The sequence below is a fragment of the Mesorhizobium sp. U510 genome (assembly GCF_059180695.1).
This window is the reverse complement of record NZ_CP180532.1, coordinates 650,927-674,340: the sequence shown is the minus strand read 5'-3', so window position 1 is coordinate 674,340 and position 23,414 is coordinate 650,927. Positions and strand designations below refer to the sequence as shown.

21 protein-coding genes are annotated in these 23,414 nt (G+C 65.0%); 9 read left to right on the top strand and 12 right to left on the bottom strand.

Going from position 1 to position 23,414, the window contains the following annotated elements; genetic code table 11:
• Nucleotides 1-33 precede the first annotated feature (33 nt).
• The 4 genes from ACLGL5_RS05185 to ACLGL5_RS05170 are packed head-to-tail and all read left to right on the top strand — an operon-like array spanning nucleotide 34 to nucleotide 4,386.
• Complete coding sequence (locus tag ACLGL5_RS05185; RefSeq protein ID WP_069090479.1) at nucleotides 34-1,506, top strand: COG4223 family protein; 1,473 nt, start codon at nucleotides 34-36, stop codon at nucleotides 1,504-1,506.
• Between the two features lie 10 nt (nucleotides 1,507-1,516).
• Complete coding sequence (locus tag ACLGL5_RS05180) at nucleotides 1,517-3,118, top strand: heme biosynthesis protein HemY (protein ID WP_069090478.1); 1,602 nt, start codon at nucleotides 1,517-1,519, stop codon at nucleotides 3,116-3,118.
• A gap of 53 nt (nucleotides 3,119-3,171) precedes the next feature.
• Nucleotides 3,172-3,651 (top strand): tellurite resistance TerB family protein, encoded by a 480-nt coding sequence (locus tag ACLGL5_RS05175; RefSeq protein WP_027047532.1) that lies wholly within the window; start codon nucleotides 3,172-3,174, stop codon nucleotides 3,649-3,651.
• 18 nt (nucleotides 3,652-3,669) lie between these two features.
• Entirely contained in the window at nucleotides 3,670-4,386 is a 717-nt protein-coding gene (locus ACLGL5_RS05170; protein WP_019861966.1) for a glutamine amidotransferase, read from the top strand.
• 26 nt (nucleotides 4,387-4,412) lie between these two features.
• Here the strand turns inward: ACLGL5_RS05170 and ACLGL5_RS05165 are convergent, their stop codons facing one another.
• The 8 genes from ACLGL5_RS05165 to ACLGL5_RS05130 all read right to left on the bottom strand — a co-directional run bounded on the left by ACLGL5_RS05165 (nucleotide 4,413) and on the right by ACLGL5_RS05130 (nucleotide 13,767).
• Nucleotides 4,413-4,721, bottom strand: a complete 309-nt coding sequence (locus ACLGL5_RS05165; RefSeq protein ID WP_019861965.1) for an NIPSNAP family protein — start codon at nucleotides 4,719-4,721, stop codon at nucleotides 4,413-4,415.
• Between the two features lie 49 nt (nucleotides 4,722-4,770).
• Complete coding sequence (locus ACLGL5_RS05160) at nucleotides 4,771-6,009, bottom strand: MFS transporter (RefSeq protein ID WP_069090477.1); 1,239 nt, start codon at nucleotides 6,007-6,009, stop codon at nucleotides 4,771-4,773.
• Between the two features lie 265 nt (nucleotides 6,010-6,274).
• Complete coding sequence (locus tag ACLGL5_RS05155; RefSeq protein WP_069090476.1) at nucleotides 6,275-7,375, bottom strand: aminotransferase class I/II-fold pyridoxal phosphate-dependent enzyme; 1,101 nt, start codon at nucleotides 7,373-7,375, stop codon at nucleotides 6,275-6,277.
• 122 nt (nucleotides 7,376-7,497) lie between these two features.
• Nucleotides 7,498-7,956: a Ros/MucR family transcriptional regulator gene (locus ACLGL5_RS05150; protein ID WP_069090475.1), complete on the bottom strand. Its 459-nt coding sequence runs from the start codon at nucleotides 7,954-7,956 to the stop codon at nucleotides 7,498-7,500.
• A gap of 212 nt (nucleotides 7,957-8,168) precedes the next feature.
• Nucleotides 8,169-8,873, bottom strand: a complete 705-nt coding sequence (locus tag ACLGL5_RS05145; RefSeq protein ID WP_038653527.1) for an ROK family protein — start codon at nucleotides 8,871-8,873, stop codon at nucleotides 8,169-8,171.
• A gap of 14 nt (nucleotides 8,874-8,887) precedes the next feature.
• Nucleotides 8,888-10,264, bottom strand: a complete 1,377-nt coding sequence (zwf, locus tag ACLGL5_RS05140; protein ID WP_069090474.1) for a glucose-6-phosphate dehydrogenase — start codon at nucleotides 10,262-10,264, stop codon at nucleotides 8,888-8,890.
• Between the two features lie 22 nt (nucleotides 10,265-10,286).
• The gene (gnd, locus tag ACLGL5_RS05135; protein WP_019861959.1) at nucleotides 10,287-11,303 is read right to left on the bottom strand and encodes a phosphogluconate dehydrogenase (NAD(+)-dependent, decarboxylating); all 1,017 of its coding nucleotides are present in this window, start codon (nucleotides 11,301-11,303) and stop codon (nucleotides 10,287-10,289) included.
• A 52-nt stretch (nucleotides 11,304-11,355) separates the two neighbouring features.
• A complete protein-coding gene (locus ACLGL5_RS05130) occupies nucleotides 11,356-13,767 on the bottom strand; it encodes a glucan 1,4-alpha-glucosidase (protein WP_069090473.1) in 2,412 nt (803 codons plus the stop codon).
• 209 nt (nucleotides 13,768-13,976) lie between these two features.
• On the opposite strand from ACLGL5_RS05130, the gene ACLGL5_RS05125 reads away from it, so the two are divergent.
• The 5 genes from ACLGL5_RS05125 (at nucleotide 13,977) to ACLGL5_RS05105 (ending at nucleotide 20,670) form a co-directional block, all read left to right on the top strand.
• Nucleotides 13,977-14,990 carry an ABC transporter substrate-binding protein gene (locus tag ACLGL5_RS05125; protein ID WP_027047529.1) on the top strand — a complete coding sequence of 338 codons (1,014 nt, stop codon included), beginning with the start codon at nucleotides 13,977-13,979 and terminating at the stop codon, nucleotides 14,988-14,990.
• Nucleotides 14,991-15,039: 49 nt separating this feature from the next.
• Nucleotides 15,040-16,509, top strand: a complete 1,470-nt coding sequence (locus ACLGL5_RS05120; protein WP_069090472.1) for a sugar ABC transporter ATP-binding protein — start codon at nucleotides 15,040-15,042, stop codon at nucleotides 16,507-16,509.
• A gap of 1 nt (nucleotide 16,510) precedes the next feature.
• On the top strand, nucleotides 16,511-17,491 hold the full coding sequence (locus tag ACLGL5_RS05115; protein ID WP_019861955.1) for an ABC transporter permease: 981 nt from the start codon (nucleotides 16,511-16,513) through the stop codon (nucleotides 17,489-17,491).
• 3 nt (nucleotides 17,492-17,494) lie between these two features.
• On the top strand, nucleotides 17,495-18,442 hold the full coding sequence (locus tag ACLGL5_RS05110; RefSeq protein WP_019861954.1) for an ABC transporter permease: 948 nt from the start codon (nucleotides 17,495-17,497) through the stop codon (nucleotides 18,440-18,442).
• Nucleotides 18,443-18,597: 155 nt separating this feature from the next.
• Nucleotides 18,598-20,670: a 3-hydroxyacyl-CoA dehydrogenase NAD-binding domain-containing protein gene (locus tag ACLGL5_RS05105; protein ID WP_069090471.1), complete on the top strand. Its 2,073-nt coding sequence runs from the start codon at nucleotides 18,598-18,600 to the stop codon at nucleotides 20,668-20,670.
• 59 nt (nucleotides 20,671-20,729) lie between these two features.
• Here ACLGL5_RS05105 and ACLGL5_RS05100 read toward each other — a convergent pair whose 3' ends face one another.
• The 4 genes from ACLGL5_RS05100 to ACLGL5_RS05085 all read right to left on the bottom strand — a co-directional run bounded on the left by ACLGL5_RS05100 (nucleotide 20,730) and on the right by ACLGL5_RS05085 (nucleotide 23,397).
• Complete coding sequence (locus ACLGL5_RS05100) at nucleotides 20,730-22,238, bottom strand: aldehyde dehydrogenase family protein (RefSeq protein WP_069093215.1); 1,509 nt, start codon at nucleotides 22,236-22,238, stop codon at nucleotides 20,730-20,732.
• A gap of 20 nt (nucleotides 22,239-22,258) precedes the next feature.
• Entirely contained in the window at nucleotides 22,259-22,603 is a 345-nt protein-coding gene (locus tag ACLGL5_RS05095; RefSeq protein ID WP_038650458.1) for a cupin domain-containing protein, read from the bottom strand.
• A gap of 22 nt (nucleotides 22,604-22,625) precedes the next feature.
• Nucleotides 22,626-22,967, bottom strand: a complete 342-nt coding sequence (locus ACLGL5_RS05090; protein WP_069090470.1) for a cupin domain-containing protein — start codon at nucleotides 22,965-22,967, stop codon at nucleotides 22,626-22,628.
• Nucleotides 22,968-23,046: 79 nt separating this feature from the next.
• Nucleotides 23,047-23,397 (bottom strand): cupin domain-containing protein, encoded by a 351-nt coding sequence (locus ACLGL5_RS05085; RefSeq protein ID WP_069090469.1) that lies wholly within the window; start codon nucleotides 23,395-23,397, stop codon nucleotides 23,047-23,049.
• Between the last annotated feature and the right edge of the window lie 17 nt (nucleotides 23,398-23,414).

Genomic DNA, 23,414 nt, shown 5'->3' with positions numbered 1-23,414 from the left:
GTTGAGACGAAGCGAATTTTGCGGAGCCCAGGCATGGTCAAGACGCCGAAGATGCGACACTCGAAAAGCCGCCGCGAGCCGGTGACCATCGATCTCGAGCCCGGTGCCGTTTCCCGCCTCGTCGACGAGGATGCCGCCAAGGCAACGGCCCAGACCGACGAGGCAAAGGCCGAGGAAGCCGCTGATGCCTCGCAGCCGGAGGCTCCCGAAGAGCCGGTGCATGCCGACCAGACCGATCTCGAACCCTGGGAGCATGCCGATGGCGTGGGACAGGCCGGGATCGAGCCGCCCACGGAGGCCAAGGCCGCTGAGCCGGAGACGCCCTATCCCGGCTCGGATGCGCCAGCCGATCGCACTGCCGCCTCCGACTATAATTTCGAGGATGCGTCGGCCAAGCGTAGCGATGACAGCAAGGCAAAAACCCAGACGCGGGACGAAAAGATGGCGCCGATACCGGCCGCGGCAAGGCGTGGCGGCCTCAACAGCATCGCTGCCGGCATTATCGGTGGCGTCATCGCGCTCGCCGGCGCCGGCGTCTTGCAATTTGCCGGCCTGCTTGGCGGGCCGGGTTCCGGCGCCGGCGTCTCGCTCGACGGCGTCAATGGCGAGATCGCTTCGCTGAAAACCGAAATTGCCGGGCTGAAGGACGGCGGCGGCAATAACGATGCAGCGGCCAAGGTGGTCGGACTTTCCTCGGGACTGGAGCAGGTAAAGGCTGATGTCGCGGCGCTAAAATCGGCGGTCGAACAGGGCGGTGCTGGCGACAATGCCGGGCTTGCGGCGCTCGGCGACAAGGTCAAGCAGATCGAAACCGCGGTCGCCGCCCTCGGCAAGTCCGGCAGCGCGGCGCCGGTCGATCTCGGCCCGCTCAACGAAAAACTGGCGAGCCTCGACGCGCTGGTGAAATCGACGGGCGAAGCTGCGAAGGCCCAGGACAGCCGCCTCGCCGCGCTGGAACAGTCGGTGTCGCAGCTTTCCGGCAAGGTCGAGGCGGCGGCAGGACAGCCGAAGATCGCGCTCGCCATTGCCGCGTCGGCTTTGAAGTCGGCGCTCGAACGCGGTGCGCCGTTCTCGGCTGAACTCGATACGCTGGCGGCGATTTCGCCCAACGCGCCTGAGCTCGCGACCCTACGGCCCTATGCCGAAAAGGGCGTGCCCACGCGCACCGAGATCGCCTCGCAAATGGATGCCGCAGCCAATGCCATGGTCGCCGCCGCCACGCCGGTCGACCAGAATGCCGGCTTCCTGCAGAACCTGATGTCGAGTGCCGAATCGCTGGTCAAGGTCCGGCCGATCGGCGCCGTCGAGGGGCCTGGCGCGCCGGAAACCGTTGCGCGCATGGAGGTGGCCGTCACACAGGGCGACTATGCCAAGGCGCTCGGCGAATACAATTCGCTGCCTGAGGCCGTGAAGGCCGCCGGTGCCGACTTTGCCGGCAAACTGAAGGCGCGCATCGAGGTCGAAACCCAGGTCGACGCGCTGATCTCCGGCGCGATGAAGGCATGAGGGCAAAACGATGATCCGCCTGCTCGCCTTCCTCATCGTCGTCTTCGCGCTCGGTCTCGGCTTTGCTTGGCTGGCCGACCGGCCGGGCGACATGGTCGTTACCTTCAGCGGCTACCAGTATCAGGTCAGCCTGATGGTGGCGGCGGTGGCCATCGTCGCTGTCGTCGCCGCGGTAATGATCCTGTGGTGGCTGATCAGGTCGCTGTGGAACAGCCCCTATACCATCTCGCGCTATTTCCGCGTGCGCCGCCGCGACCGCGGCTACCAGGCGCTGTCGACCGGCATGATCGCCGCCGGCGCCGGCGACGGTGCGCTGGCCCGCAAGAAGACCAAGGAAGCGGCCAAGCTGATCCGTTCCGACCAGGAACCGCTGATCCATCTGCTCGAGGCGCAGGCTTCGCTGCTCGAAGGCGACCATGAAGGGGCGCGGCAAAAGTTCGAGAGCATGCTCGACGATCCCGAAATGCGGCTGCTCGGCCTGCGCGGGCTTTATCTCGAAGCCGAACGGCTGGGTGACCGCAATGCCGCCCGCCACTATGCCGGCCGCGCCGCCGCCGTTGCGCCGCAACTGGCCTGGGCGGCCGAATCGACACTGGAGGAGTTGACCGCGCGCGGTGATTGGGACGGCGCCTTGAAACTGGTCGACGCGCAGAAGGCGACGCGGCAGATCGAGCGCGATGCCGCCAATCGCCGTCGCGCCGTGCTGTTGACCGCCAAGGCGCAATCGCTCGCCGACAGCGATCCCACCACCGCCAGGACGGCCGCACTCGAGGCCAACAAGCTGCAGCCGGATTTCGCCCCCGCCGCCGTTGCCGCCGCCGCGGCGCTGTTCAAGCAGAACGATGTGCGCAAGGGCTCGAAAATCCTGGAGACCGCCTGGAGGGCCGAGCCGCATCCGGAGATTGCCGAGCTCTACACCCATGCCAGGCCGGGTGACGCCGTGCTCGACCGTCTCAACCGGGCGAAGAAGCTGCAGGAGATGAAGAAGAACCACGCCGAATCGTCGATGACGGTGGCGCGTGCCGCGCTCGATGCACAGGATTTCGCCACCGCTCGCACCGAGGCCGAGGCCGCGATCCGGATGGACCGCCGCGAGGGCGCCTATCTGCTGCTGGCCGACATCGAGGAGGCCGAGACCGGCGACCAGGGCAAGGTGCGGCAGCTGCTGTCCAAGGCGGTGCGGGCGCCGCGCGATCCGGCCTGGGTCGCCGATGGCGTGGTTTCGGAACGCTGGGCGCCGGTATCGCCTGTCACCGGTCGGCTCGATGCCTTCGAATGGCGCGCGCCGATGGAGCGGCTTGGCCAGTTGATCGACAGCCGTGACGATGCGCCCGAGACCACGGTGCCGGTGATCGAGGCGTTGGCGAAGCCGGCCAGCGAGAAGCCGATCGACGCGATCGAGCCTGCCACGGCGAGCAGCAAGACAACAAGCAAGGGAATCGATAGAAGCGAAGACCACGTCACGCCGGTCACGGCGGCTGCGTTCGCGGCGGTACCAGCCGATGCCGAGGCCGTCGAGCCGGCGGAAGAACTGGCGCGGCTGCCGGACGATCCGGGCGTCGATCCGGACGAGGAAGCGGAAAAATCGCCGCGCCGCTTCCGGCTGTTTTAATTTTTGGCCTTCGGGTGATTGACTTGGCCCTTGGGCCGTTTGGGAATGGATTGATGTTCGAACGCGTTCTGTCGTTTCTCAGGGATTTGCCGGCCGGCGCCGGCGCGCAAACCAGCACGGACGACCCGCGCGTCGCCGCCTCGGCGCTGCTCTACCATGTGATGAACGCCGACGGCGTGCGCCAGGACGTCGAATGGGAGCGGTTCAAGGCTGTGCTCTCCGAGAGCTACTCGATCAGCGGCGCCGAACTCGAAGCGCTGGCCGCCGCCGGCGAGCGCGCCGACAATGAGGCGATCGACCTCTACGCCTTCACCAGCGTGCTCAAGCGCCATCTCGACGCGGACGGGCGCAAGGCCTTCATCGGCCTGATGTGGGAGATCGTCTATGCCGATGGCGAGCTGCATGAGCTAGAGGACAATACGGTGTGGCGGGTCGCCGAACTGATCGGCGTCGAGCGCCACGACCGGGTCGAGGCGCGCCGCAAGGCGGCGGCGCAGGCGCCGGGTGCCCGCGGAACATCCAGCGACGAATAGACGGGATCTCGCCTGACGATGCCGCGCGCAACGAGCTCGAAGCCAAAAATCCTGATCGTGCTGCATCAGGAGAATTCGAGCCCCGGACGCGTCGGCCACATGCTCATCGAAGAGGGTTTCGAGCTCGACATCCGCCGGCCGCCGCTCGGCGACGCCTTGCCGGAGACGCTGGACGGCCATGCCGGCACGGTGGTGTTCGGCGGACCGATGAGCGCCAATGACGAGGACGAGTTCGTTCGGCGCGAGACCAACTGGCTGGAAATCCCGCTCCGGGAGAACCGGCCGTGCCTTGGCATTTGCCTCGGCGCGCAGATGCTGGTCAACCATCTCGGCGGCAAGGTCGAGGGGCACGGCGAAGGGCTGGTCGAGATCGGCTGGTATCCGCTCAAGGCGACCGAGGCCGGCAGGAAGCTGATGCACTGGCCCGACATGGTCTACCAGTTCCACCGCGAGGGCTTTTCCTTGCCCCGCGACGCGACGCTGCTGGCGACGGCGGAGACCTATCCCAATCAGGCCTTCCGCTATGGCGACAATGCCTGGGGCATACAGTTCCATGGCGAACTGACCCGGGTGATGATGCAGCGCTGGGTGGTGCGCGGCGCGCATCGCTTCGAATTGCCTGGCGCCCAGCCCGGCCGCGATCACCTCGGCGGCAGGCTGATCTGGGACATGCATCTGAAGCGCTGGCTGGACGAGTTTTTGCGCATGGTGTTTGGGACGCCGGCGGTGCGGTAGCTCCATCTCTTGGAGCAATTCTTTAGCTAGGGTTCGAGCACCGGCCGCATGAAGCTGCGCTCATAGCTTAGAATGCTGCGATTGCGCTTTTCCGCTTCAAACACATCCTGGCATTCCGGGTCGGCTGCCATCCGCTTGCGATAGTCCTCATAGTCGGCAAGGCTCGGAAAGCTGAACATGGCATAGGCGATATTGTTCGCTCCTTCGCTCGGCAGGAAATAGCCATGATGGTTTCCGCCGAGGCGATTGACCAGACCGATCCAGCGACGGCCATATTCTTCAAACTCGGCAAGCTTGTAGGGGTCGATGACATATTTCAGGCAGCAGGTGATCATGGCATTTCCTGTGACGGGGGTGATGTATCTTGCCGACCATCGGCGAGCGTCAGTTGCGCCCGTTGAGGTGGCGAACCCTGCGCAATTGCGGAAACAGCCAGGCCCACAGGCCTGCTACCGCGATGGCGCCGACGCCGCCAATCACCACCGCCGGCACGGTGCCGATCAGCGCCGCCATGGTGCCGGCACGGAATTCGCCGACTTCGTTGGAGGCGCCGACGAAAACCTGGTTGACGGCGTTGACGCGGCCGCGCACCTCGTCCGGCGTCCACAGCTGGATCAGCGTCTCCCTGATGTAGACGCTGAACATGTCGGTGGCGCCGAGGAGGGCCAATGCGACGATCGACAGCCAGGTGAGGGTCGACAGTCCAAACAGCACGGTGGAGGCGCCGAATGCCGCGACGAAACCGAGCATGATCACACCGGCATGGTTGCGGATCGGGTGCCCGGCGAGCCACACCGCCACGCAGATGGCGCCGATGCCGGGCGCCGAGCGCAGCAGGCCGAGGCCCCACGGGCCGAGCTGCAGGATGTCGCGCGCATAGACCGGCAGCAATGCCGAGGCGCCGGAGAGAAGCACCGCGAACAGGTCGAGCGAGATGGCGCCAAGCACGATCTTCTCGCTCCAGATGTAGCGGAAGCCGGCAAACAGCGTCTCCATGGTCGGCTTGTCGGTGGCGGTCCGCTGGGCGGGCCTGGGAATGGTGAAAATCAAAAGGGCGGCGGCCAGCATCAGCATGGCGGCGATGGCGTATGCGACTTCCGGAGAAACGCCGTAGAGCAGGCCGCCGGCAACCGGTCCAACGATGGTCGCCGTCTGCCAGGCGGACGAGTTCCAGGCAATCGCATTGCTGAAATCCTCCGGCGGCACCAGATTGGCGAACAGCGAGGACGAAGCCGGGCCGTAAAAGGCCCGCGCCGTGCCGAACATCGCGAGCACGGCGAAGATCGGCAGCGGGCTTACAAGACCGCGCAGCGTCAGGACCAGCAGAGTGAGGGCGCATATGCCCTCGATCACCGTCGACAGCGCCATGATCAGCCGGCGTCCGAAGCGGTCGGCGACGACGCCGGTGACCAGCACCAAAAGCAGCGAAGGCAGGAACTGGACGATGCCGACAATGCCGAGGTCGAAAGGATCGCGCGTCAGATCATAGATCTGCCAGCCGACGGCGACGGAGACGATCATGGTCGCGAAGGTGGTGAGGAAGCGCGCCGTCCAGTAGCTGAGGAAGGCTTTGTGCCGGAAGGCAGCGTAACGCTGCTCAGGTGAAGTTTGTAGGGATGTCATGAATAAAGGCCCCGTTGCGATGGCATTGGAGCGACGTGCGTCCAATTGGACGCACAAAGTGCGCTCCAACACTGTTTAGTTTCGCATCGTGCTTTCCGAAAATCGGAGTGGACTTTCGGGCCGATGCGATGCCGGCGGGGCACTTCCCAAGGTTGGGCGCTGGTCCGACCAATGGAACGTCTAGCAAAGTTCGATGCGCGATGCGTGCGAAAATCAGCACTGGATCAAGGGATTTTCAGCCTGTTGCGCCCATCGCACAAGGAAATTACTGCCGAAGTGCTGCCGAAATGGCGTCGAGCCCGCCTCGCAACTCGGCCTCCGTCGGCCAGCCGAAGCCGACGCGGAAGAAGCGCTTTTCCATCTCGAACCAGTGGCCGGGCCCGACATATTTGCCATGGTTTTCCAGCAGGTTCACATAGAAGCGGTCGAGATCGAAGCCGGGTTCGACATTGAGGCGCGGGAAGCCGACGACACCGCCTTCGGGCCGCACCCAGTCGACCAGCGGTTCGCGGTCGATCCAGGCCTGGACGATGTCGCGGCGCTTGGCCATTTCGGGCAGCAGCGCTCCCAGGAAGGCGTCCCGGCGTTCGAGCATGCCGCGCGCAATGCCTTCGTCGATGACGCTGCCGCAGATGCCGATCTGTTCCTTGGCGGCAAGGAACGTCTCCTGTAGTGCTGGATCCCTGGTGATCAGCCAGCCAATGCGGATGCCTGGAATGCCGAAGGCCTTCGACAGCGACGCGACGCTGATCGCCTTCGTGCTCAGCGAGGCCGCCGACGGCAGGCGCCGGCCATAGGAAAGGTCGCGATAGGTCTCGTCGACCAGCAAATGGCAGCCGCTGGTCTCCGCGAGCGCCACCAGCGCGTCGAGATCGGTCTGGCCCATCATCGTGCCGGTCGGGTTGTGCGGGCACGTAACGCTGATCAGTTTCGTGTTCGGTCGCATCGCCGCCCTGACGGCCTCGACATCGATGGCAAAGCCGTCCTCGAAGGCGAGGTCGACGAAGCTGATGGCGCAGCCGATCGCCCTTGGGGTTTCGATGTTGGTGGCGTAATTGGGCCGGATGACGACGAGATGGTCGCTCGCCGACAGAAGCGATGTCGAGATGATGAACAGCGCGCCGGCGGCACCGGCGGTGACCAGCACATCGTCAGGCGAGACGCCGGCGTCCTGTGCCGCGATCAGGGCGCGCAAGTCCTTGTCGCCGCGATGCTCGCCATAGAACAGCGTGAGGTCTGGCAGCGACAGGCCGATGTCGGAGAGCTTCTGGTCGGCGATCGAGCTCTCGGAGAGGTTGAAGCGGATGCGGTCGTAGCCGTACTCCTCCGGCGCTTCCTTCTCGATCACCATCCTGGTGTAGTTCATGGCTTCCCCCAGATCCCCTTGTCTGGTTTATCCAAGCCACAAAAACAGGAAGCCTGCCAAGGCGGTTTCGCCGGCAGGCTTCTGTTCCAGTCGTCCTAAATATTGGCTCAGGACTGAATTGCTCAGGCCGAAACCTTGGCCTTGCGGCCCTTGGCCTTGACGGGCGCCACCTCAACGGCCTTGCGGCCGAGTCCGATGGACTTCGCCAGTTGCGAGCGCGAGGCCGCATAGTTGGGGGCAACCATCGGATAGTCAGATGGCAGGCCCCATTTGGCACGGTAGGCGTCCGGCGTCAGGCCGAAATGCACGCCGAGATGGCGCTTCAGCGATTTGAACTTCTTGCCGTCTTCGAGGCAGATGATGAAATCCGGCGTCACCGAGTTTTTCGGGTTGACCGCGGGGACCAGCGGTGCGGCCACCGGCACCGCCGGCTTGCCGAGCCCGCCGATCGAGGTGGCGACGCTGGCGATGAGGTCGGCCAGGCCGGAGGCGGGCAGGCGGTTCTTCTCAACGTAGGCGGATACGATGTGGGCGGTCAGCTCGAGAAGGTCGATGCGAGCGTCGTTGCTATCGTCGGTCAATGTTTCCTCCGTCTATGGTGCACGGCCTCGAAAATGGGGTTCGTTTTCGAAAGGACGAGGCACAAAATCAAAAATGCTGAAGCGTTTCTGGCGTATCCAGTGGACCGCGCGGGGGCAGCGCGCAAAATTCCTAGTCGGCAAATCTGCACAACGCAATGATTAAGCGCGGCGCCACACGTTATTTTGAACAACTATACTAAACTGTAATAATATCAGACGATCAGAGCCTTGTCTCGCCACAGACGAAATCCGCCTTCGAAGGCGCGTGTGTTGTCACCGCGCCTGGTCTCGGCCGGTAACGCGTCGAGCTTGTCGACATTGCCGCCGCCAATGACGACATAGTCTGGCTGCAGGGCGGCGCGCAGGCGAGTGACGACGTCGAAGACGTATTTGCGCCACTTCTTCTTGCCGTGCTTTTCCAGGCCGCGCTCGCCGACATAGTCCTCGAAACTCCGGCCTTTCCTGTAGGGAAGATGGGCGAGTTCCATCGGCTGGCCGACATTGTCGAAGACCATCGCCGCGCCGAGGCCGGTTCCCAGCCCGAGGAACAGCATGCGCCCGCCTTCGTAGCTGCCGATGGCCTGCATCAGCGCATCATTGACCACCTTGACCGGCTTGCCGAATTGAGCGGCGAAATCGAAGCCAGCCCAGCCCTTGCCAAGATTCTTCGGATCGAGCACCGGCTTGTTGTGACGCACCGGGCCGGGATAGCCCATCGAGATGACGTCGTAGGACAGGCCCTCGGCGAGCTTCTTCACCTTGTCGATCATCTGCTGCGGCGTCAGGCCCGGGCCAGAATCGTCCCGGCGCTCGGCGCCGCCGGCGCTGGTCAGGATCTTGACGTGCGAGCCGCCAATGTCGATCGCCAGAACGATCTTCTCGGTGTCGGGTGCCGGTTGCTTCATCGCCTTGGCCATCGTGTCTTCTCCGATCATGCCACCGGGTCGATCCAGCCATTGGGCGGTCCGAAGCCGGCCATGGCGCCCGTCGGTCCCCATGTCTTCGGCTCGTAGAGATGCGGCGGCGTGGTGTCGCCGAGCACCGGCCCGACGATGCGCCAGGCAAGCTCGGCCGCGTCCTGGCGGGTGAAGAGCTGGCCGTTGCCGTTCATGGCGTCGCCGATCAGCCTTTCATAGGGCGGCATGTCGGCCTTGCTGTCGTCGAGCGCCGTCAGTTCCACCTGCTCGCCGACCATGTCGTCGCCTGGCGCCTTGCGCTGGGCGCCGATGGCGATCACCACTTGCGGGTCGATGCGGAAGCGCACGTAGTTCTGGTCGGCGGGCTTGATCGGGTCGAAGACGTCGAGCGGCGGCCGCTTCAGCCGCACCACCACCTCGGTGACATGCACCGGCATGTTCTTGCCGGCGCGGATGAAGAAAGGCACGTCCTGCCAGCGCCAGGTGTCGACGAAGAAGCGCACCGCCGCGAAGGTCTCGACCGGCGAGTTCGGCGCCACGCCGGGCTCGGCGAGGTAGCCGGTGAACTGGCCGCGCACGACATCGTCTTTCGCCAGCGTCCGAATCGCCCTGAGCACCTGGACCTTCTCGTCGATCAAATCGTCGGCGGAGCGGCCGACCGGCGGCTCCATGGCCAGCAGCAGGAGGATGTTGAGCAGATGGTTCTCGATGACATCCCTTATGCAGCCGACATCGTCATAGAAGCGGCCGCGCCCCTCGACGCCGAAATCCTCGGCCATGGTGATCTGCACGCTCTCGACGAAATTGCGATTCCAGATAGGCTCGAGGAAGGAATTGGCGAAGCGGAAATAGAGCAGGTTCTGGATCGCTTCCTTGCCGAGATAGTGGTCAATGCGGAAGATCGACTGCTCGTCGAACACCAGATGCAGCACGCGGTTCAGCCAGCGCGCCGACTGCAGATCATGGCCGAACGGCTTTTCCACCATCAGCCGCGCGCCACGCGCGGTGCCCGACTGCTCCAACCCCTGCACGACAGTCTCGAACATGGTCGGCGGCACCGCCATGTAGTGCAGCGGCCGCTGGGCGGTGCCGAGTGCGGTCTTCAGCTTCTCGAAGGTGGCCGGATCGCGGTAGTCGCCGCTGACATAGCGCAGCAGCGAGGCGAATTTGGCGAACACCTTCTCGTCGATCTTGCCCAGCGCATTGACGATGCCGTCGCGAGCGCGGGCCTGCAACTGCTTGATGTCCCAGGCGTCGAAGGCGACGCCGATCACCGGTTCGGTGAGCGTGCCCTTGGCGACCATCTGGTAAAGGGCCGGAAATATCTTCTTGTGGGCGAGGTCGCCGGTGGCGCCGAAGAGCACCAGCGTGTCGGACCGTTCCTGGCTCATGCGTGCGTCTCCTGCTGTGGCGTCACTTGCCGGCCTTCGGCTTTTCGACATGGCCGCCGAAGGCATAGCGCATGGCGGACAACAGCTTGTCGGCAAATTCGGATTCGCCTTGCGAGGAGAAGCGGTCGAACAGCGCCGAGGACAGCACCGGCGCCGGCACGCCGGTGTCGATCGCCGCCTTCAGCGTCCAGCGTCCTTCGCCCGAATCCGAGACGCGGCCGCCGAACTGCGCCAGGCCCGGATCGCCCTTCAGCGCGCCGGCGGTGAGATCGAGCAGCCAGGAGCCGATGACGCTGCCATGCCGCCAGACCTCGGCCACCTGCGGGAGGTCGATGTCGAACTGATAATATTGCGGGTTTTCCAGTGGGCTGGTCTCGGCGTCGGCCGTGCGTTGCCGCTTGCCGGCATTGGCCGACTTCAGGATGTTCATGCCTTCGGCATAGGCGGCCATGACGCCATATTCGATGCCGTTGTGCACCATCTTGACGAAGTGGCCGGCGCCGCTCGGCCCGCAATGCAGATAGCCGAAGGGCGCGGTGCCGGCAGCCTTGTCGGGAGCCGGCGCGCCGGCATCGGCGCCGGGCGCCAGCGTGGCGAAGACCGAATCGAGGTGCTGCACCGCCACGTCGGGGCCGCCGATCATCAGGCAGTAGCCGCGCTCGAGGCCCCAGACACCGCCGCTGGTGCCGACATCGACAAGATGGATACCCTTGGTGGTCAGTTTCGCGGCCTGGTCGACGGCGTCGTGATAGTAGGAATTGCCGCCGTCGATGACGATGTCGCCGGGCTCCATCAGGGCTGAGACCTGATCGATGATCTTGCCGGTGATCGCCGCCGGCAGCATCAGCCAGACACAGCGCGGCTTAGCGAGCTTGCCGACGAATTCCGTCAGGGATGCCGCGCCCAGCGCGCCGTCGCTGACCAGGGCGGCGACGCTTGCCGGGTTGATGTCGTAGACGACGCATTCATGGCCGTCGCGCATCAGGCGCCGCACCATGTTGGCGCCCATCCGGCCCAGTCCCATCATTCCGATCTGCATGGTTTCGTCCCGATTGCTTGAGGAGAGAGAAAATCTATCGGCCCGGCCGCTTTTACCACGATGCGTCGATGCCGACGCTGAAGTCGACATTCTCCCAACGCATCGCATCGGGCCAGAAAAAAGTGAAGACGATGGTGCTTCCCGACGTCAATCCGGCGACCGGCAGGTCGGCCAGATGGACGCCAAAAGCGGTTTCCCTGGTCTTGTGGTCCTGGATCGTCAGCCAGTTGTCGCTGCTCCAATGGACGACGCCGGGCGCTGAAAGCTCTACGCGTAAAGCCTTGCCGGCCGGGATGGAGCGGATTTTGTTGTTGAAGCGCCATATCCTGAGCGGCGAGCTTGTCTTGCCCTTGATGTAGCGCTCGACGCCTTGCGGCGGCGTGTCGAAGACCACGCCGTCGCGCAACGAACGCAACAGCTTTATGTGCTCGGCATGCGCCCAGACCAGTGGCATGGCGCTGCCGGACGGTTTGCCCTCCCACAGCTCGCGCCCCGGCACATCCGGGCTGTCCCAGACCTGTTCCGGCAGCAGCCCGCCCATGCCAGCCGAACGCTCGAAGGTCTCCAGAAGCTGCGCGGCTTTCTCCTTGCGGCCGGCGGCAAGCTCGTAATGCGCCCGCTCGCCGGTGAGCAGGGGCCAGGCGCGTCCCCGGCCTGTGCCGTCGAAAGGCGTGCCATCCTCGTGCTCGCCATAGCCGTCATCGGTGTAGCGGTACCAGACCGGGCCTTGCGGCAGATCGCATCGCAAAAGGGTGTCGACGGCCTTGACGGTACCGACGATGCGCGGATCGTCGGCTGCCCTGAGGCCAAAGCGAACCAGGGCCAGGGCGTCGGGGCTGATTATGGCTTCTGCCGGTTTGTCAGTGTCGGCCGGCGGACGGTTCTTGATCGGTACGAAGCCGTCCTTCGGCGATGCGGCGCCCGCATCGTCCGGCGGCGCGATGCGGACATAGTAGCCTGTGATGCCGGCCTCGATGCAGAGCTGGGTGCCCGTGACGTAGGTCCAGCGTTCGACCTGATCGTTCCAGCAATCAGCGGTTTCGCGCAGGTAGTTTGCCGGCTCACTCTTTCCCAGGATATCCAGCATATCGGCGGCGGCAAGCAGCGCGGCGATCTCGACGGCCAGCGTGAACGGGCTGTACCCGGCGTCTTCCTCCCAGCGGTCCTCGCCGGTGACGGGGCCGTTGCGCACGACATAGGAGGCGGCGGCTTCGATCATGGCCAGGAAATCGGCGAGCCTGGCACGCGGCAGGTGGCCCGCCCGGCGCAATGCGTCGGCCAGCAGCAGCGGAAAGGCGCATTCATCCATCTGGATGCCGGGCCAATAGGCGGTGCCGTCCGACCAGACATTCTGCGGCCAGTGACCGTCCGGCTGCTGAATCGAGTGCAGATAGGTCAGGATCTGCAGCGCCTGCTTGCCGTCGCCGGCGGCGAGGAAACCGCCAGCGGTCTCGACCAGGTCGCGCGGCCAGACCAGATGGTAGCCGCCGAGATCGTCGTCGCCCTTGTTGAAGCCCCATGGGATCGACAGGCTGGCAACAGCGGCGCCGGGTCTCGCGACCGAGAGATGCGAGGCCAGAACCGCTGTGCTCACACGATAGGTGTTCAGCCCGGAGGCAGTGTGGCGGTCGAGCTTCTCAAGCCTGGTCTGAAATGTCCGCCAGTTTTCGACATAGGTTTCGGCGGCGGCGTCGAAACCCTGCTTGAGACTGGCCAGCGCCATGTCGGCGGCGGCTTCCGGCGTCGCGCCGAAGCCAAGCGCCAGCAAGGCCGTGGTCTTGCCGGCGCAAAAGCCGATCTCGCCGGTCAGAGCGACATTGCCGTCTTCCGCCCGCTGGCAGGAGGGATCGAGCGCACCGCCGTTCTGCAATTGCTGCCATCCGTCGGAGAAACCGACATAGCCGGCCGAACAGGTATTCCAGGGCAGTGAGGAGACCAGCGCAAGGGATACGCCCCGCCCCGTGGCGAAGAGCATGCGCTGGCCCTTGTGTTCGCCGACCCAGGCAGTGTTGCCCATGCCGGCGTTGACGAGGTGCGGCGCAAGCAGCGCGTAGATCTTGTAGTCGGCCGCCGAATTTTTCAGCGGTACGAATGCAATCTCCTGCAGCAGGACAGGCCGTTTCGGATCCGTAATGATGCGCTTTTCGATACGGTAGGCGCCGTCTGCCGCGGTGTTGGTCAGCCTGTAGCCGGGTACGCCGTCCTCGAAAGGCGCTACTGCGTGCGCGGCGTCGCGCTTCTCTTCCGAGAAATAGCCACCGGGGCCGGTGACGATCAGCTCCATGTCGCGCGTGCAGGCGCTGTCGAGACGCGGATAGTAGATCTCGTTCAAGATGCCGTGGCTGATGGTGAACCAGAGCGGGCTCTTGGCTGAAAACGCGGTGCCGACGCCGCTCTTGGCGCTCGACGTCCAGCGCGCCGGAATGCCCGGTGCGCCCGGGGGAACGGTCGGCGTCACTGCCATCTCTGTTAGGCCTCCTGTGCGCATGGCTTACCCATCCAGCCAGACCATTTCAATTGGCGCACCGCAAGTTGATCGGCGGGCTTTGCGGATTGCAGTTGACAGGCTGCCGCGCCATCTGCATTTGTCTGACAATCGATAAAAAACAGGAACACAGGCTCGATTTTCCATCTAGAATCCGCACGACCAGCAACTCTTGGGAGGAGTATGACATGAAGAAACTGTTAGCCTTGAGCGCTCTTGCCGCGATGCTCGCATCGGGGACGGCGCTTGCCGATACCAGCGGCAAAAAGATCGCATTCTCCAACAATTATGCCGGCAATTCGTGGCGGCAGGCGATGCTCGACAGCTACGGCATCGTCACCAAGAAGGCGGTCGCCGACAAGATCGTCGGCGCGGCCGACATCTTCACCACCGCCGACAAGGAAGTGCCGACGCAGGCGGCCCAGGTGCAGAACCTGATCCTGCAGGGCTATGACGCCATCGTCATCAACGCCGCCTCGCCGGACGCGCTCAACGGCGCCATCAAGCAGGCCTGCGATGCCGGTATCACCGTCGTCTCCTTTGACGGCACCGTCACGGAGCCCTGCGCCTATCGCGTCGTCGTCGACTTCAAGGACATGGGCAAGCAGGAAGTCGAGCAGATGGCCAAGTTCCAGCCCAAGGGCGGGAACCTGTTGGAAATCCGTGGCCTGGCTGGCACCTCGATCGACGATGCCATCCATGCCGGCATCCTCGAAGGCGTTGCCGCCCATCCCGAGTTCAAGATTGTCGGTTCGGTGACCGGCGACTGGGACCAGACCACGGCGCAGAAAGCCGTCGCGACCATCCTGCCGTCGCTGCCTGACGTCGTCGGCATCGTCGACCAGGGTGGTGACGGCTATGGCGCCGCACAGGCTTTCGCCGCCGCCGGCAAGCCGCGCCCGACCATCATCATGGGCAACCGGCAGGACGAGTTGAAGTGGTGGAAGGAACAGAAGGACAAGGACGGCTACAAGACCTGGTCGGCTTCGATCGCGCCTGGCGTGTCGTCGCTCGCCTTCTGGGTGGCGCAGCAGGTGCTCGATGGCCGCAAGGATATTCCGCACGACCTGCTGGTGCCGTATCTGGCCTTCACCCAGGACGACTTCGAGGCAGCCCTGCCGAAGATCAAGGAAGGCGGCGTCGCCACCCACGAATACACGCAGGAAGACGCCCTCGCGGCGATCAAGGCCAACATCAAGTGAATGTCGCGCTTGCGTTGCCCTTCGTACCATCGCGCGGATAGTGTTGAGCATGCCTGAAGGGAACGCTGACATCATCAGACTGAACGGCGCCGAAAAACATTTCGGCGCCGTTCGTGCGCTGGGCGGCGTGGACTTCCATGTCCGGCCCGGCGAATGCGTCGGCCTGGTCGGCCACAATGGCGCCGGCAAATCGACGCTGATGCACATGGTGGCGGGCACGCTCACACCCGACAGCGGCAAGATCGGCGTGCATGGCGGCGTCGAGGACAACTACTCGGTGTCGCGGGCGCAAAAGCTCGGCATACGCTGCGTTTTCCAGGAACTGTCGCTGTGCCCCAATCTCAGCGTCGCCGAGAACACGCGCATCAACCACGCCTCGCTTTCGGGCCTCGGCTGGCGGCGCAAGGCGGCCGCGCTGATCACCGCCAAGCTTGACGAGATCTTTCCGGATCATGGCATTTCGGCCTGGGACATCGTCGGCGACCTGTCGATCGGCCGGCGCCAGATGGTCGAGGTGGCGCGCGCCTTCACAGTGACGCAGGACCGGCTCGACCTCGTCATCCTCGACGAGCCGACATCGTCGCTGGACGCGCACACGGCTGGCCAATTGCTGGCCTTCGTGCGCCGTTTCATCGCCAGCGGCAAAAGCTGCATCCTGATCTCGCATGTGCTGGGCGAGGTGCTCAGGAACGCCGACCGCATCGTGGTGATGCGCGACGGCAAGGTGGTGGTCGCCGATGCGGCGAATGCCTTCGACCGCGACCGGCTGGTGACGGCGATGGGCGGGGCCGAGGCGCGCCAGAAGATCGCCGCTGAAATTGCCGCTGCCAAGCCGGCTGACGGTCCGTTGCGGGTGCGTGCGCGTCCCGCCGCGCAGAAGGACGGCGCCGACCTTGTCGCCCGCGCCGGCGAGATCATCGGCCTTGCCGGGCTGGCGGGACACGGCCAGACCGACCTGCTGCTGGCGATCTTCGCTGCTGCTTCCCGCGCCAGGACCGGCATCGAAGTGACCGCGCCGGTGGCGCTGGTCGCCGGCGACCGCCAGTCGGACGGCATTTTCCCGCAATGGTCGATCGCCGAGAACATCGGCATCCGCTCGCTGGCGCGATTGCGCAACGGGCTGCTGATCTCGCCGCGGCGCGAGGCCGAGTTGGCCCAGTTCTGGCAGAAGAAGATCGGCATCCGCACGCCCGACATGAACAACAACATTTTTTCGCTGTCGGGCGGCAACCAGCAGAAGGCGCTGTTTGCCCGCGCGCTCGGCTCGGATGCCCAGATCGTGCTGATGGACGATCCGATGCGCGGCGTCGATATCGGCACCAAGCTGGAAGTCTACGACCTGGTGCGCGAGGAGGCGGGCCGCGGCCGCACCTTCCTCTGGTACACCACGGAAACCGAGGAACTCGACAATTGCGACCATGTCTATGTCTTCAAGAACGGCCGCATCGTCGCCAATCTGGGTCGCGACGAATTGACCGAAGAGAAGATCATCCAGTCCTCCTTCGGCGACGCGGCCTGAGATGACCGCCGCCAGCCTCGACGCCACCGCCAGGAGCTCCGCCGAGCGTGGTGCGCTGGCCCGTGCCCGCCTGCTGCGCGGGCTGCTGCCAGCGCTGTCGCTGGCATTGGTGCTCGCCGCCATCGCCTGGCTCAACCCGCGCGCCATCAGCTATTTCGGCTTCAGCCTGATGCTGAACCTGGCGATCCCGATCGCGCTGGCGACGATCGCGCAGATGTTCGTCATTTCAGGCAATGAGCTCGACCTGTCGATCGGCACCTTCGTCGGTTTCGTCGGCTGCGTCACCGCGACCTGGCTGAAGGACGCGCCGCTTATCGGCGTTGCCATCCTGCTTGGCTCGATCGGCGTCTATGCGCTGCTCGGCGCGCTGATCCATCTGCGCAATCTGCCGTCGATCGTGGTGACGCTCGGCATGAGTTTCGTCTGGCAGGGGCTGGCCATCCTCGTCCTGCCCAAGCCCGGCGGCAAGGCGCCGGACTGGCTGCTGGCGATCATGTCGTTCAAGCCGCCTCTTATCCCCTTCCCGATCATCGCGGCGCTGCTAATCGGCCTCGTCGTCCATTTCGGCCTGATGCGCACCTCCTATGGCGTGATCCTGCGCGGCTCCGGCGGCAATCCGGCCGCGCTCAAGCGCGCAGGCTGGTCGCTGCTTAGAACCAAGATCGTGCTGTTTGCGCTGGCCGGCCTGTTCGGCGTGCTGTCCGGCATGGCGCTGATCGGCATCACCACCTCGGCCGACGCCAATATCGGCAATGGCTACACGCTGCTTTCGATCGCCGGTGTCATCCTCGGCGGCGGCGAATTCGTCGGTGGCCGGGTGTCGCCGATCGGCGCGGTGATCGGCGCGCTGACGCTGGCGCTGGCCGCTTCGCCGCTGCTCACCTTCATGCACATTCCGCCGGACTGGCAGGTGGCCGCCAACGGCGCCATCCTGATCATCGTGCTGGCGGCGCGGGTGCTGATCAGCCGCAGGGAGAGGTGAGCGATGATTTTGGTTAGATCGCTGGCCGGCAAACCCTGGGTATGGTCGTTCCTCGGCGCGCTTGTCGTGTGGCTGGCGACGATCGCCTTCACCGGCGGCTATGGCGCCGGCGGCATGGTCACGGCGGCGTTGTCACTTGCCGTCTTCACGGTGATCGTCGGCGTCGGCCAGATGTTCGTCATCACGCTCGGCCCCGGCAATGTCGACCTGTCGCTGCCGGCCAACATCGGCTTGGCGAGCGCGGTCGCCATGAAGGTGATGGCCGGCAGCGATTCCATGATCGTCGTCGGGCTGCTGGCGGCGCTCGCCTGCGGCGCGGCGATCGGCGCGATCAACTATCTGCTGATCTGGGCGCTGCGCATTCCGCCGATCATCGCCACCTTGTCGGCGAGCTTCATCATCCAGTCGATCGACATCAGCTACGGGCGTGGGCTGCAGATCAAGCCACCGCCCGGCTTTGCCGATTTCACCAACTGGCAGGTGCTGGGTATTCCCGTGCTGGCGGTGCTGACCGTGCTGTTCACCATCGGCGCGGCCATCGCCTTGCAGCGCATGATCTATGGCCGCTCAGTGCTGGCGATCGGTCAGAACATCCGCGCCGCCTGGCTCGCCGGCGTCAATGTCGGCCGCATCCGCTTCCTCACCTACACGCTGTCGGGCGCGCTTGGCGGCATCGACGGCGCCCTGCTCGCCGGCTATTTCAGGGGCGCCAATGTCGATATCGGCAATGAATATCTGCTCGCCTCGATCGCCGTCGTCGTCATCGGCGGCACGTCGGTCGCCGGCGGCAAGGCCAATGTGCCCGGGGTCTGGGGCGCGGCGCTGTTTCTGGTGCTGCTCTTGACCATGCTCAACACGTTCGGCGTCAGCGCCGGCGTGCGGCTGCTGCTGACCGGGCTGATCATCGTCGGGGTGATCACGGCGGCGGGTGGGGAGAAGGCGGTGCGGTGATCGCCGTTCCGAAGCGTCTGGCGACCATCGACCGCAATCTCCCGGGGCAGCCCGTCGTGCCGCCAAATGTTGGGCCAGCCCAACAGCGGGTTCCCATTCGCGGCGCGGCCTAGTAAACCCTTCCGCGATCCCAGTCGGTCCCGGGAGGGCTCTGCTTGTCCAATTCTGTCAGCGTCGTGAACGACAATGGCGTCGCCATCGTCACCATCGACAACCCGCCGGTCAACGCGCTGAGTTTCCATGTCCGCGAGCCGCTGATGCAGGCGCTGGTCGACTTGCGCGACGATGCTTCGGTCACGGCAATAGTCATCGCCTGCGCCGGACGGACCTTTGTCGCCGGCGCCGACATCACCGAATTCGGCAAGCCGGTGCAGCAGCCCGATCTGCGCGCCATCGTCGCGATGCTGGAAACCATCGCCAAACCGACGGTCGCCGCCATCCAAGGCACCGCGCTCGGCGGCGGGCTGGAACTGGCGCTCGGCTGTCATTTTCGCGTTGCCGATATCGACGCCAAGCTCGGCCTGCCGGAAGTGAAACTTGGCCTGCTGCCGGGCGGCGGCGGCACGGTGCGGCTGCCGCGCCTGGTCGGCGCGGTGAAGGCGCTGAAGATGATTGTCTCGGGTTCGCCGGTCGGTGCCGACGAGGCGCATGAAGCCGGTCTCGTCGATGCCGTTTTCGAGGGCGATCTGGTCACGCATGCCACGAACTTCGCAGGGGAAATCGCCCGCAAGGGTGGTCCGTTCACGCCTGTGCGCGATCGCAATGACGGGCTTGGGGAAACCGACCTCGCGGCTTTCGATGCCGAGGCGGCGGAGCTCGCCAAAAAGGCGCGCGGGCTGGAAGCGCCGGTTGCCTGCGCGCAAGCGGTGCGCAACGCCGTTACACTACCCTTCGACGAGGCGCTGGCGGCGGAGCGCGCGCTGTTCGTGAAACTGGTCGCCAGTGACCAGTCGCGGGCGCAGCGCCATCTGTTCTTCGCCGAACGTGAGGCGGCAAAGCTTCCCGGCAAGGACACGCCCAAGCGCAGGATCACCCGCGTCGGCGTCATCGGCGCCGGCACGATGGGCGGCGGCATCGCCATGGCCTTCGCTAATGGCGGCTTTCCGGTCACCTTGCTGGAAACCAGCGTGGAAGCGCTGCAGCGCGGGCTGGGCATGATCGAGAAGAACTACGCCGTTTCCGTTTCGCGCGGTTCCCTGGCCGAAGACGCCAAGCGTCAACGGCTCGCCCAGTTCAAGGGCTCGACCGACTATGCCGATCTCGCCGAGTGTGACCTCATCATCGAGGCGGTGTTCGAGGACATGGCGGTGAAGAAGGAGGTCTTCGGCAAGCTGGATGCCATCGCCAAGCCGGGCGCCATCCTTGCCACTAACACTTCCTATCTCGACATCAATGAAATCGCCGGCTCGATCTCGCGGCCACAGGATGTGCTCGGCCTGCATTTCTTCTCGCCGGCCAATGTCATGAAGCTGCTGGAGATCGTGCGGGCAGACAAGACCGCGCCGGATGCGCTGGCGACGGTGGTCGACCTCGCGCGGCGGATCGGCAAGGTGGCGGTCGTCGTCGGTGTCTGCCACGGCTTTGTCGGCAACCGCATGCTGGCCGCGCGCGGTTCGGAATCGGAAGCGCTGCTGCTCGAGGGCGCGATACCCAGCCAGATCGACAAGGCCTTCACCGATTTCGGCTGGCCGATGGGGCCGTTCCAGATGGGCGATCTCGCCGGGCTCGACATTGGCTGGCGCAACCGCAAGGCGCGCGGCCTGACGGCCGTGATCGCCGATACGCTGTGCGAACAGGGGCGTTTCGGGCAGAAGACCGGCCGGGGCTTCTATCTCTACGAGGCAGGCGCCCGGGCAGGCGTTCCAGATCCAGAGGTTGAGGCGCTGATCCGCGAAAAGGCCGCCGAGCGTGGCATCGCGCCGCGTGCGATCAGTGCGGAAGAGATCATCGAGCGCACGCTCTACCCCCTGGTCAATGAGGGGGCGAAGATCCTCGAGGAGAAGATCGCGGCCCGTGCCTCCGACATCGATGTCGTCTGGGCCAATGGCTACGGTTTTCCCATCGGCAAGGGTGGCCCGATGTTCTGGGCCGGTCTCGAAGGGGCGTCCAGGATCGTCGAACGGCTTGACCACTGGCATCAGCGGACCGGCAAGCAGGTTTTCGAGGTGGCTCCGCTCCTCAGGCAAATGGCCGAGACCGGTTCCTGGGAGACCGACGCGACAGCCTGACCAGATGACCGCTGAAGGCGGCGGCGATCATTGAGCCGCGCGGTGTCGCCGCCATGCCCTCACACGTGCTTGCGTCCGCCGGTCTCGCGGAACCAGCTGTCGGGATAGGGATACCACCAGTCCTGGATCGCCGGTCTGTGGTCGATGATGACCATCTTGGAACGGCGGAAGGCATCGAGCCCCTGCCGTCCCAGTTCGCGGCCGAGACCTGACGCCTTCCAGCCACCGAAGGGCAAGGCGTCATTGTCGATAAGCGGATTGTTGACCCAGACCATGCCGGCCTCGAGCCGTTCGGCCGCCTCATGCGCTTCGGCGAGATCGGTGGTGAACACCGAGGCACCGAGCCCGAACGGGCTGTCATTGGCAAGCCGGATCGCCTCGTCGAAATCCTTCACGCGGCAGATGGCGGCGACCGGGCCAAAACACTCTTCGCGCACGATCGCCATGTCGGGGGTGACGCCGGTCAGGATCGTCGGTTCGTAGAACCAGCCGGTGTTGTGCGCCGGCGGGATGCGCCCGCCGGTAATTGCTTTGGCGCCGCTGCGAATGGCGTCATCGACAAGACGCATGACCTTGGCCCGAGCCGCTTCGCTGACCAGCGGACCAATCTCGGTCTTGTCCATGCCGTTGCCGATGCGCAGCGCGCGTGTCCTGTCGGCGAACAGGTCGACGAAGTGGTCATGCACGGCATCGACGACGAAGAAGCGCTCGGCCGAGGTGCAGACCTGGCCGGTGAGGTGGAAGGCGGCGGTGACGCTGCCGGCCGCGGCGACCTCCAGCGGCGCGTGTTTGCTAATGATCAGCGGATCGCTGCCGCCGGCCTCGATGACGCAAGGCTTCATGCGTTCGGCGCAGGCAACCGCCACCGCCTTGCCGGCGGCGACCGAGCCGGTGAAGGCGACGGCATGGGTGCGGTCCGAAGTGATCAGCGCCTGCGCCGTTGCCGCGCCGCCGGGCAGGCAAGAGACCAGGCCTTCCGGTAGCGAGCGGAACACCGCCATGTAGTCCAGGGTCGACAGCGTCGTCGCCTCGGCAGGCTTGATGATGCAGGCATTGCCCGCGGCAAGCGATGCCGCGACGGTCCAGCACATCAACAGGATCGGAAAATTGTAAGGCATGATGTGGACGGAGACGCCATAGGGCTCGTAGCGCGCATATTGGAACGAACCGGCCTGCGTCGTGCCGGCCACCTTGCCGGCATCGTCGCGCGCCATCTCGGCATAGTAGCGGAAGATCGGCGCGCAATTGGCGATCTCACCGATGGCTTCCGGGTAGGGCTTGCCCATCTCGCGCACCATGAGCTCGGCGCAGCGGGTGAAATCGGTGGCCTCGATGGCGTTGGCGACGGCGTGCAGATGTTTTGCCCGGCTCTTGGCGTCGAGCCTTTTCCAGGCAACTTGCGCCCTGGTCGCGGCGGTGAGCGCGGCGTCGATCTCGCCCTCGCTGGCCGTGGAGATGGCGCCGACCGTCTGCAGCGTGGCCGGGTCGATCACTGCCTTGTTTGCACCGGCCATCGGCCGGTAGTCCGGATTGACGAAGTAGGTCGGCCGGTCGGGGGAGAAGGGCATGGACATCCTCTCGAATCCGCTCAGCGGATCATGTAGACCTTCTTGATGGTCTCGTGGACGGTGCAGACGCCTTTCCAGTCCTGCGGAAAGAAAGCCGCCGTGTCCGGCTCGATTTCGATCACTTCACCCGATTCGTGCACATAGGTGCAGCGGCCTTCGAGGAAGTGGCAGAACTCGTCGCGGGTGACGTGGCAGTGCCATTTGCCCGGCGTGCAGACCCATAGGCCGCATTCGGAACGGCCTTCCGGTCCCTTGTGGAGCAGCTTGCCCGAGGTGTGGGACTGCCCCTCGATCATCGTCGGGATGACGCCCCAGTCGATGAGGTCGGTGACGGCGAGCGGCGATTGCATGATTGGCGTGGTCATATCGAATTCCTTGAAATGATGCTCACCGGCACATGAAGGCCTTGGTCAGCGTTTGCGTGATGATGGAAATGCCGGTCCAGCCGGCGGGAAAGAACACCAGCGTGCCAGCCGCGATCGGAATCTCCTCGCCATTCTCATGGACATAGCTGCCGTGACCCGACAGGAAATGGCAGAACTCGTCGGCGGCGAAGGTGACCTTGCGGGTGCCCGGCGTGCAGGACCACAGGCCGCATTCGCTCGACCCGTCCGGGTTCTGCGACAGGATTTTGCCGGAGGCGCGCGGCGCGCCGGCAAGTGTGTTGCTCCCCGCGCCCCAATCTTCCAGTTCCACGGCCGAGGCCTGCGGCCAGTGCGGTGTCGACATGTCTTGCTCCTATGAAGTGGATTCTTGCCTGAGCATGATCTTTTCCGAAAACCGGGTTCCACTTTTCGGGATCATGCTCTCAGGCCAGCATGTAGACGTTGCGCATGGTCTCGTGCACCGTGCACTCGCCCGTCCAGCCGGCGGGGAACATGACCACGGTCCCGGCCGAGACTTCTATCACTTCGCCGACATCCGAGCGGTAGGTCGCGCGGCCGGCGACGAAATGGCACAATTCGTCGCGCGGGATCGAGAGCCGCCAGCGGCCCGGCGTGCACACCCAGATGCCGGATTCCGGCTGGTTGTTCGGACCCTTGTGCACCAGCCTGCCGGTGGAGTGCGAGGCGCCGTCCAATGCGTCGGACTGGGCGCCCCAGTCGACGAGATCGGTGCGGGTGGAGGCTTGATAGAGGTGCGGAGCGGAGGAGGTCATGGACGTGCTCCGATGGC

Bases quoted from the DNA above. Each gene is read 5' to 3' on its own strand.
- ACLGL5_RS05185 (WP_069090479.1), top strand. From the start codon at position 34: ATGGTCAAGACGCCGAAGATGCGACACTCGAAAAGCCGCCGCGAGCCG.
- ACLGL5_RS05180 (WP_069090478.1), top strand. From the start codon at position 1,517: ATGATCCGCCTGCTCGCCTTCCTCATCGTCGTCTTCGCGCTCGGTCTC.
- ACLGL5_RS05175 (WP_027047532.1), top strand. From the start codon at position 3,172: ATGTTCGAACGCGTTCTGTCGTTTCTCAGGGATTTGCCGGCCGGCGCC.
- ACLGL5_RS05170 (WP_019861966.1), top strand. From the start codon at position 3,670: ATGCCGCGCGCAACGAGCTCGAAGCCAAAAATCCTGATCGTGCTGCAT.
- ACLGL5_RS05165 (WP_019861965.1), bottom strand. From the start codon at position 4,721: ATGATCACCTGCTGCCTGAAATATGTCATCGACCCCTACAAGCTTGCC.
- ACLGL5_RS05160 (WP_069090477.1), bottom strand. From the start codon at position 6,009: ATGACATCCCTACAAACTTCACCTGAGCAGCGTTACGCTGCCTTCCGG.
- ACLGL5_RS05155 (WP_069090476.1), bottom strand. From the start codon at position 7,375: ATGAACTACACCAGGATGGTGATCGAGAAGGAAGCGCCGGAGGAGTAC.
- ACLGL5_RS05145 (WP_038653527.1), bottom strand. From the start codon at position 8,873: ATGGCCAAGGCGATGAAGCAACCGGCACCCGACACCGAGAAGATCGTT.
- zwf (WP_069090474.1), bottom strand. From the start codon at position 10,264: ATGAGCCAGGAACGGTCCGACACGCTGGTGCTCTTCGGCGCCACCGGC.
- gnd (WP_019861959.1), bottom strand. From the start codon at position 11,303: ATGCAGATCGGAATGATGGGACTGGGCCGGATGGGCGCCAACATGGTG.
- ACLGL5_RS05130 (WP_069090473.1), bottom strand. From the start codon at position 13,767: ATGGCAGTGACGCCGACCGTTCCCCCGGGCGCACCGGGCATTCCGGCG.
- ACLGL5_RS05125 (WP_027047529.1), top strand. From the start codon at position 13,977: ATGAAGAAACTGTTAGCCTTGAGCGCTCTTGCCGCGATGCTCGCATCG.
- ACLGL5_RS05120 (WP_069090472.1), top strand. From the start codon at position 15,040: ATGCCTGAAGGGAACGCTGACATCATCAGACTGAACGGCGCCGAAAAA.
- ACLGL5_RS05115 (WP_019861955.1), top strand. From the start codon at position 16,511: ATGACCGCCGCCAGCCTCGACGCCACCGCCAGGAGCTCCGCCGAGCGT.
- ACLGL5_RS05110 (WP_019861954.1), top strand. From the start codon at position 17,495: ATGATTTTGGTTAGATCGCTGGCCGGCAAACCCTGGGTATGGTCGTTC.
- ACLGL5_RS05100 (WP_069093215.1), bottom strand. From the start codon at position 22,238: ATGCCCTTCTCCCCCGACCGGCCGACCTACTTCGTCAATCCGGACTAC.
- ACLGL5_RS05095 (WP_038650458.1), bottom strand. From the start codon at position 22,603: ATGACCACGCCAATCATGCAATCGCCGCTCGCCGTCACCGACCTCATC.
- ACLGL5_RS05090 (WP_069090470.1), bottom strand. From the start codon at position 22,967: ATGTCGACACCGCACTGGCCGCAGGCCTCGGCCGTGGAACTGGAAGAT.
- ACLGL5_RS05085 (WP_069090469.1), bottom strand. From the start codon at position 23,397: ATGACCTCCTCCGCTCCGCACCTCTATCAAGCCTCCACCCGCACCGAT.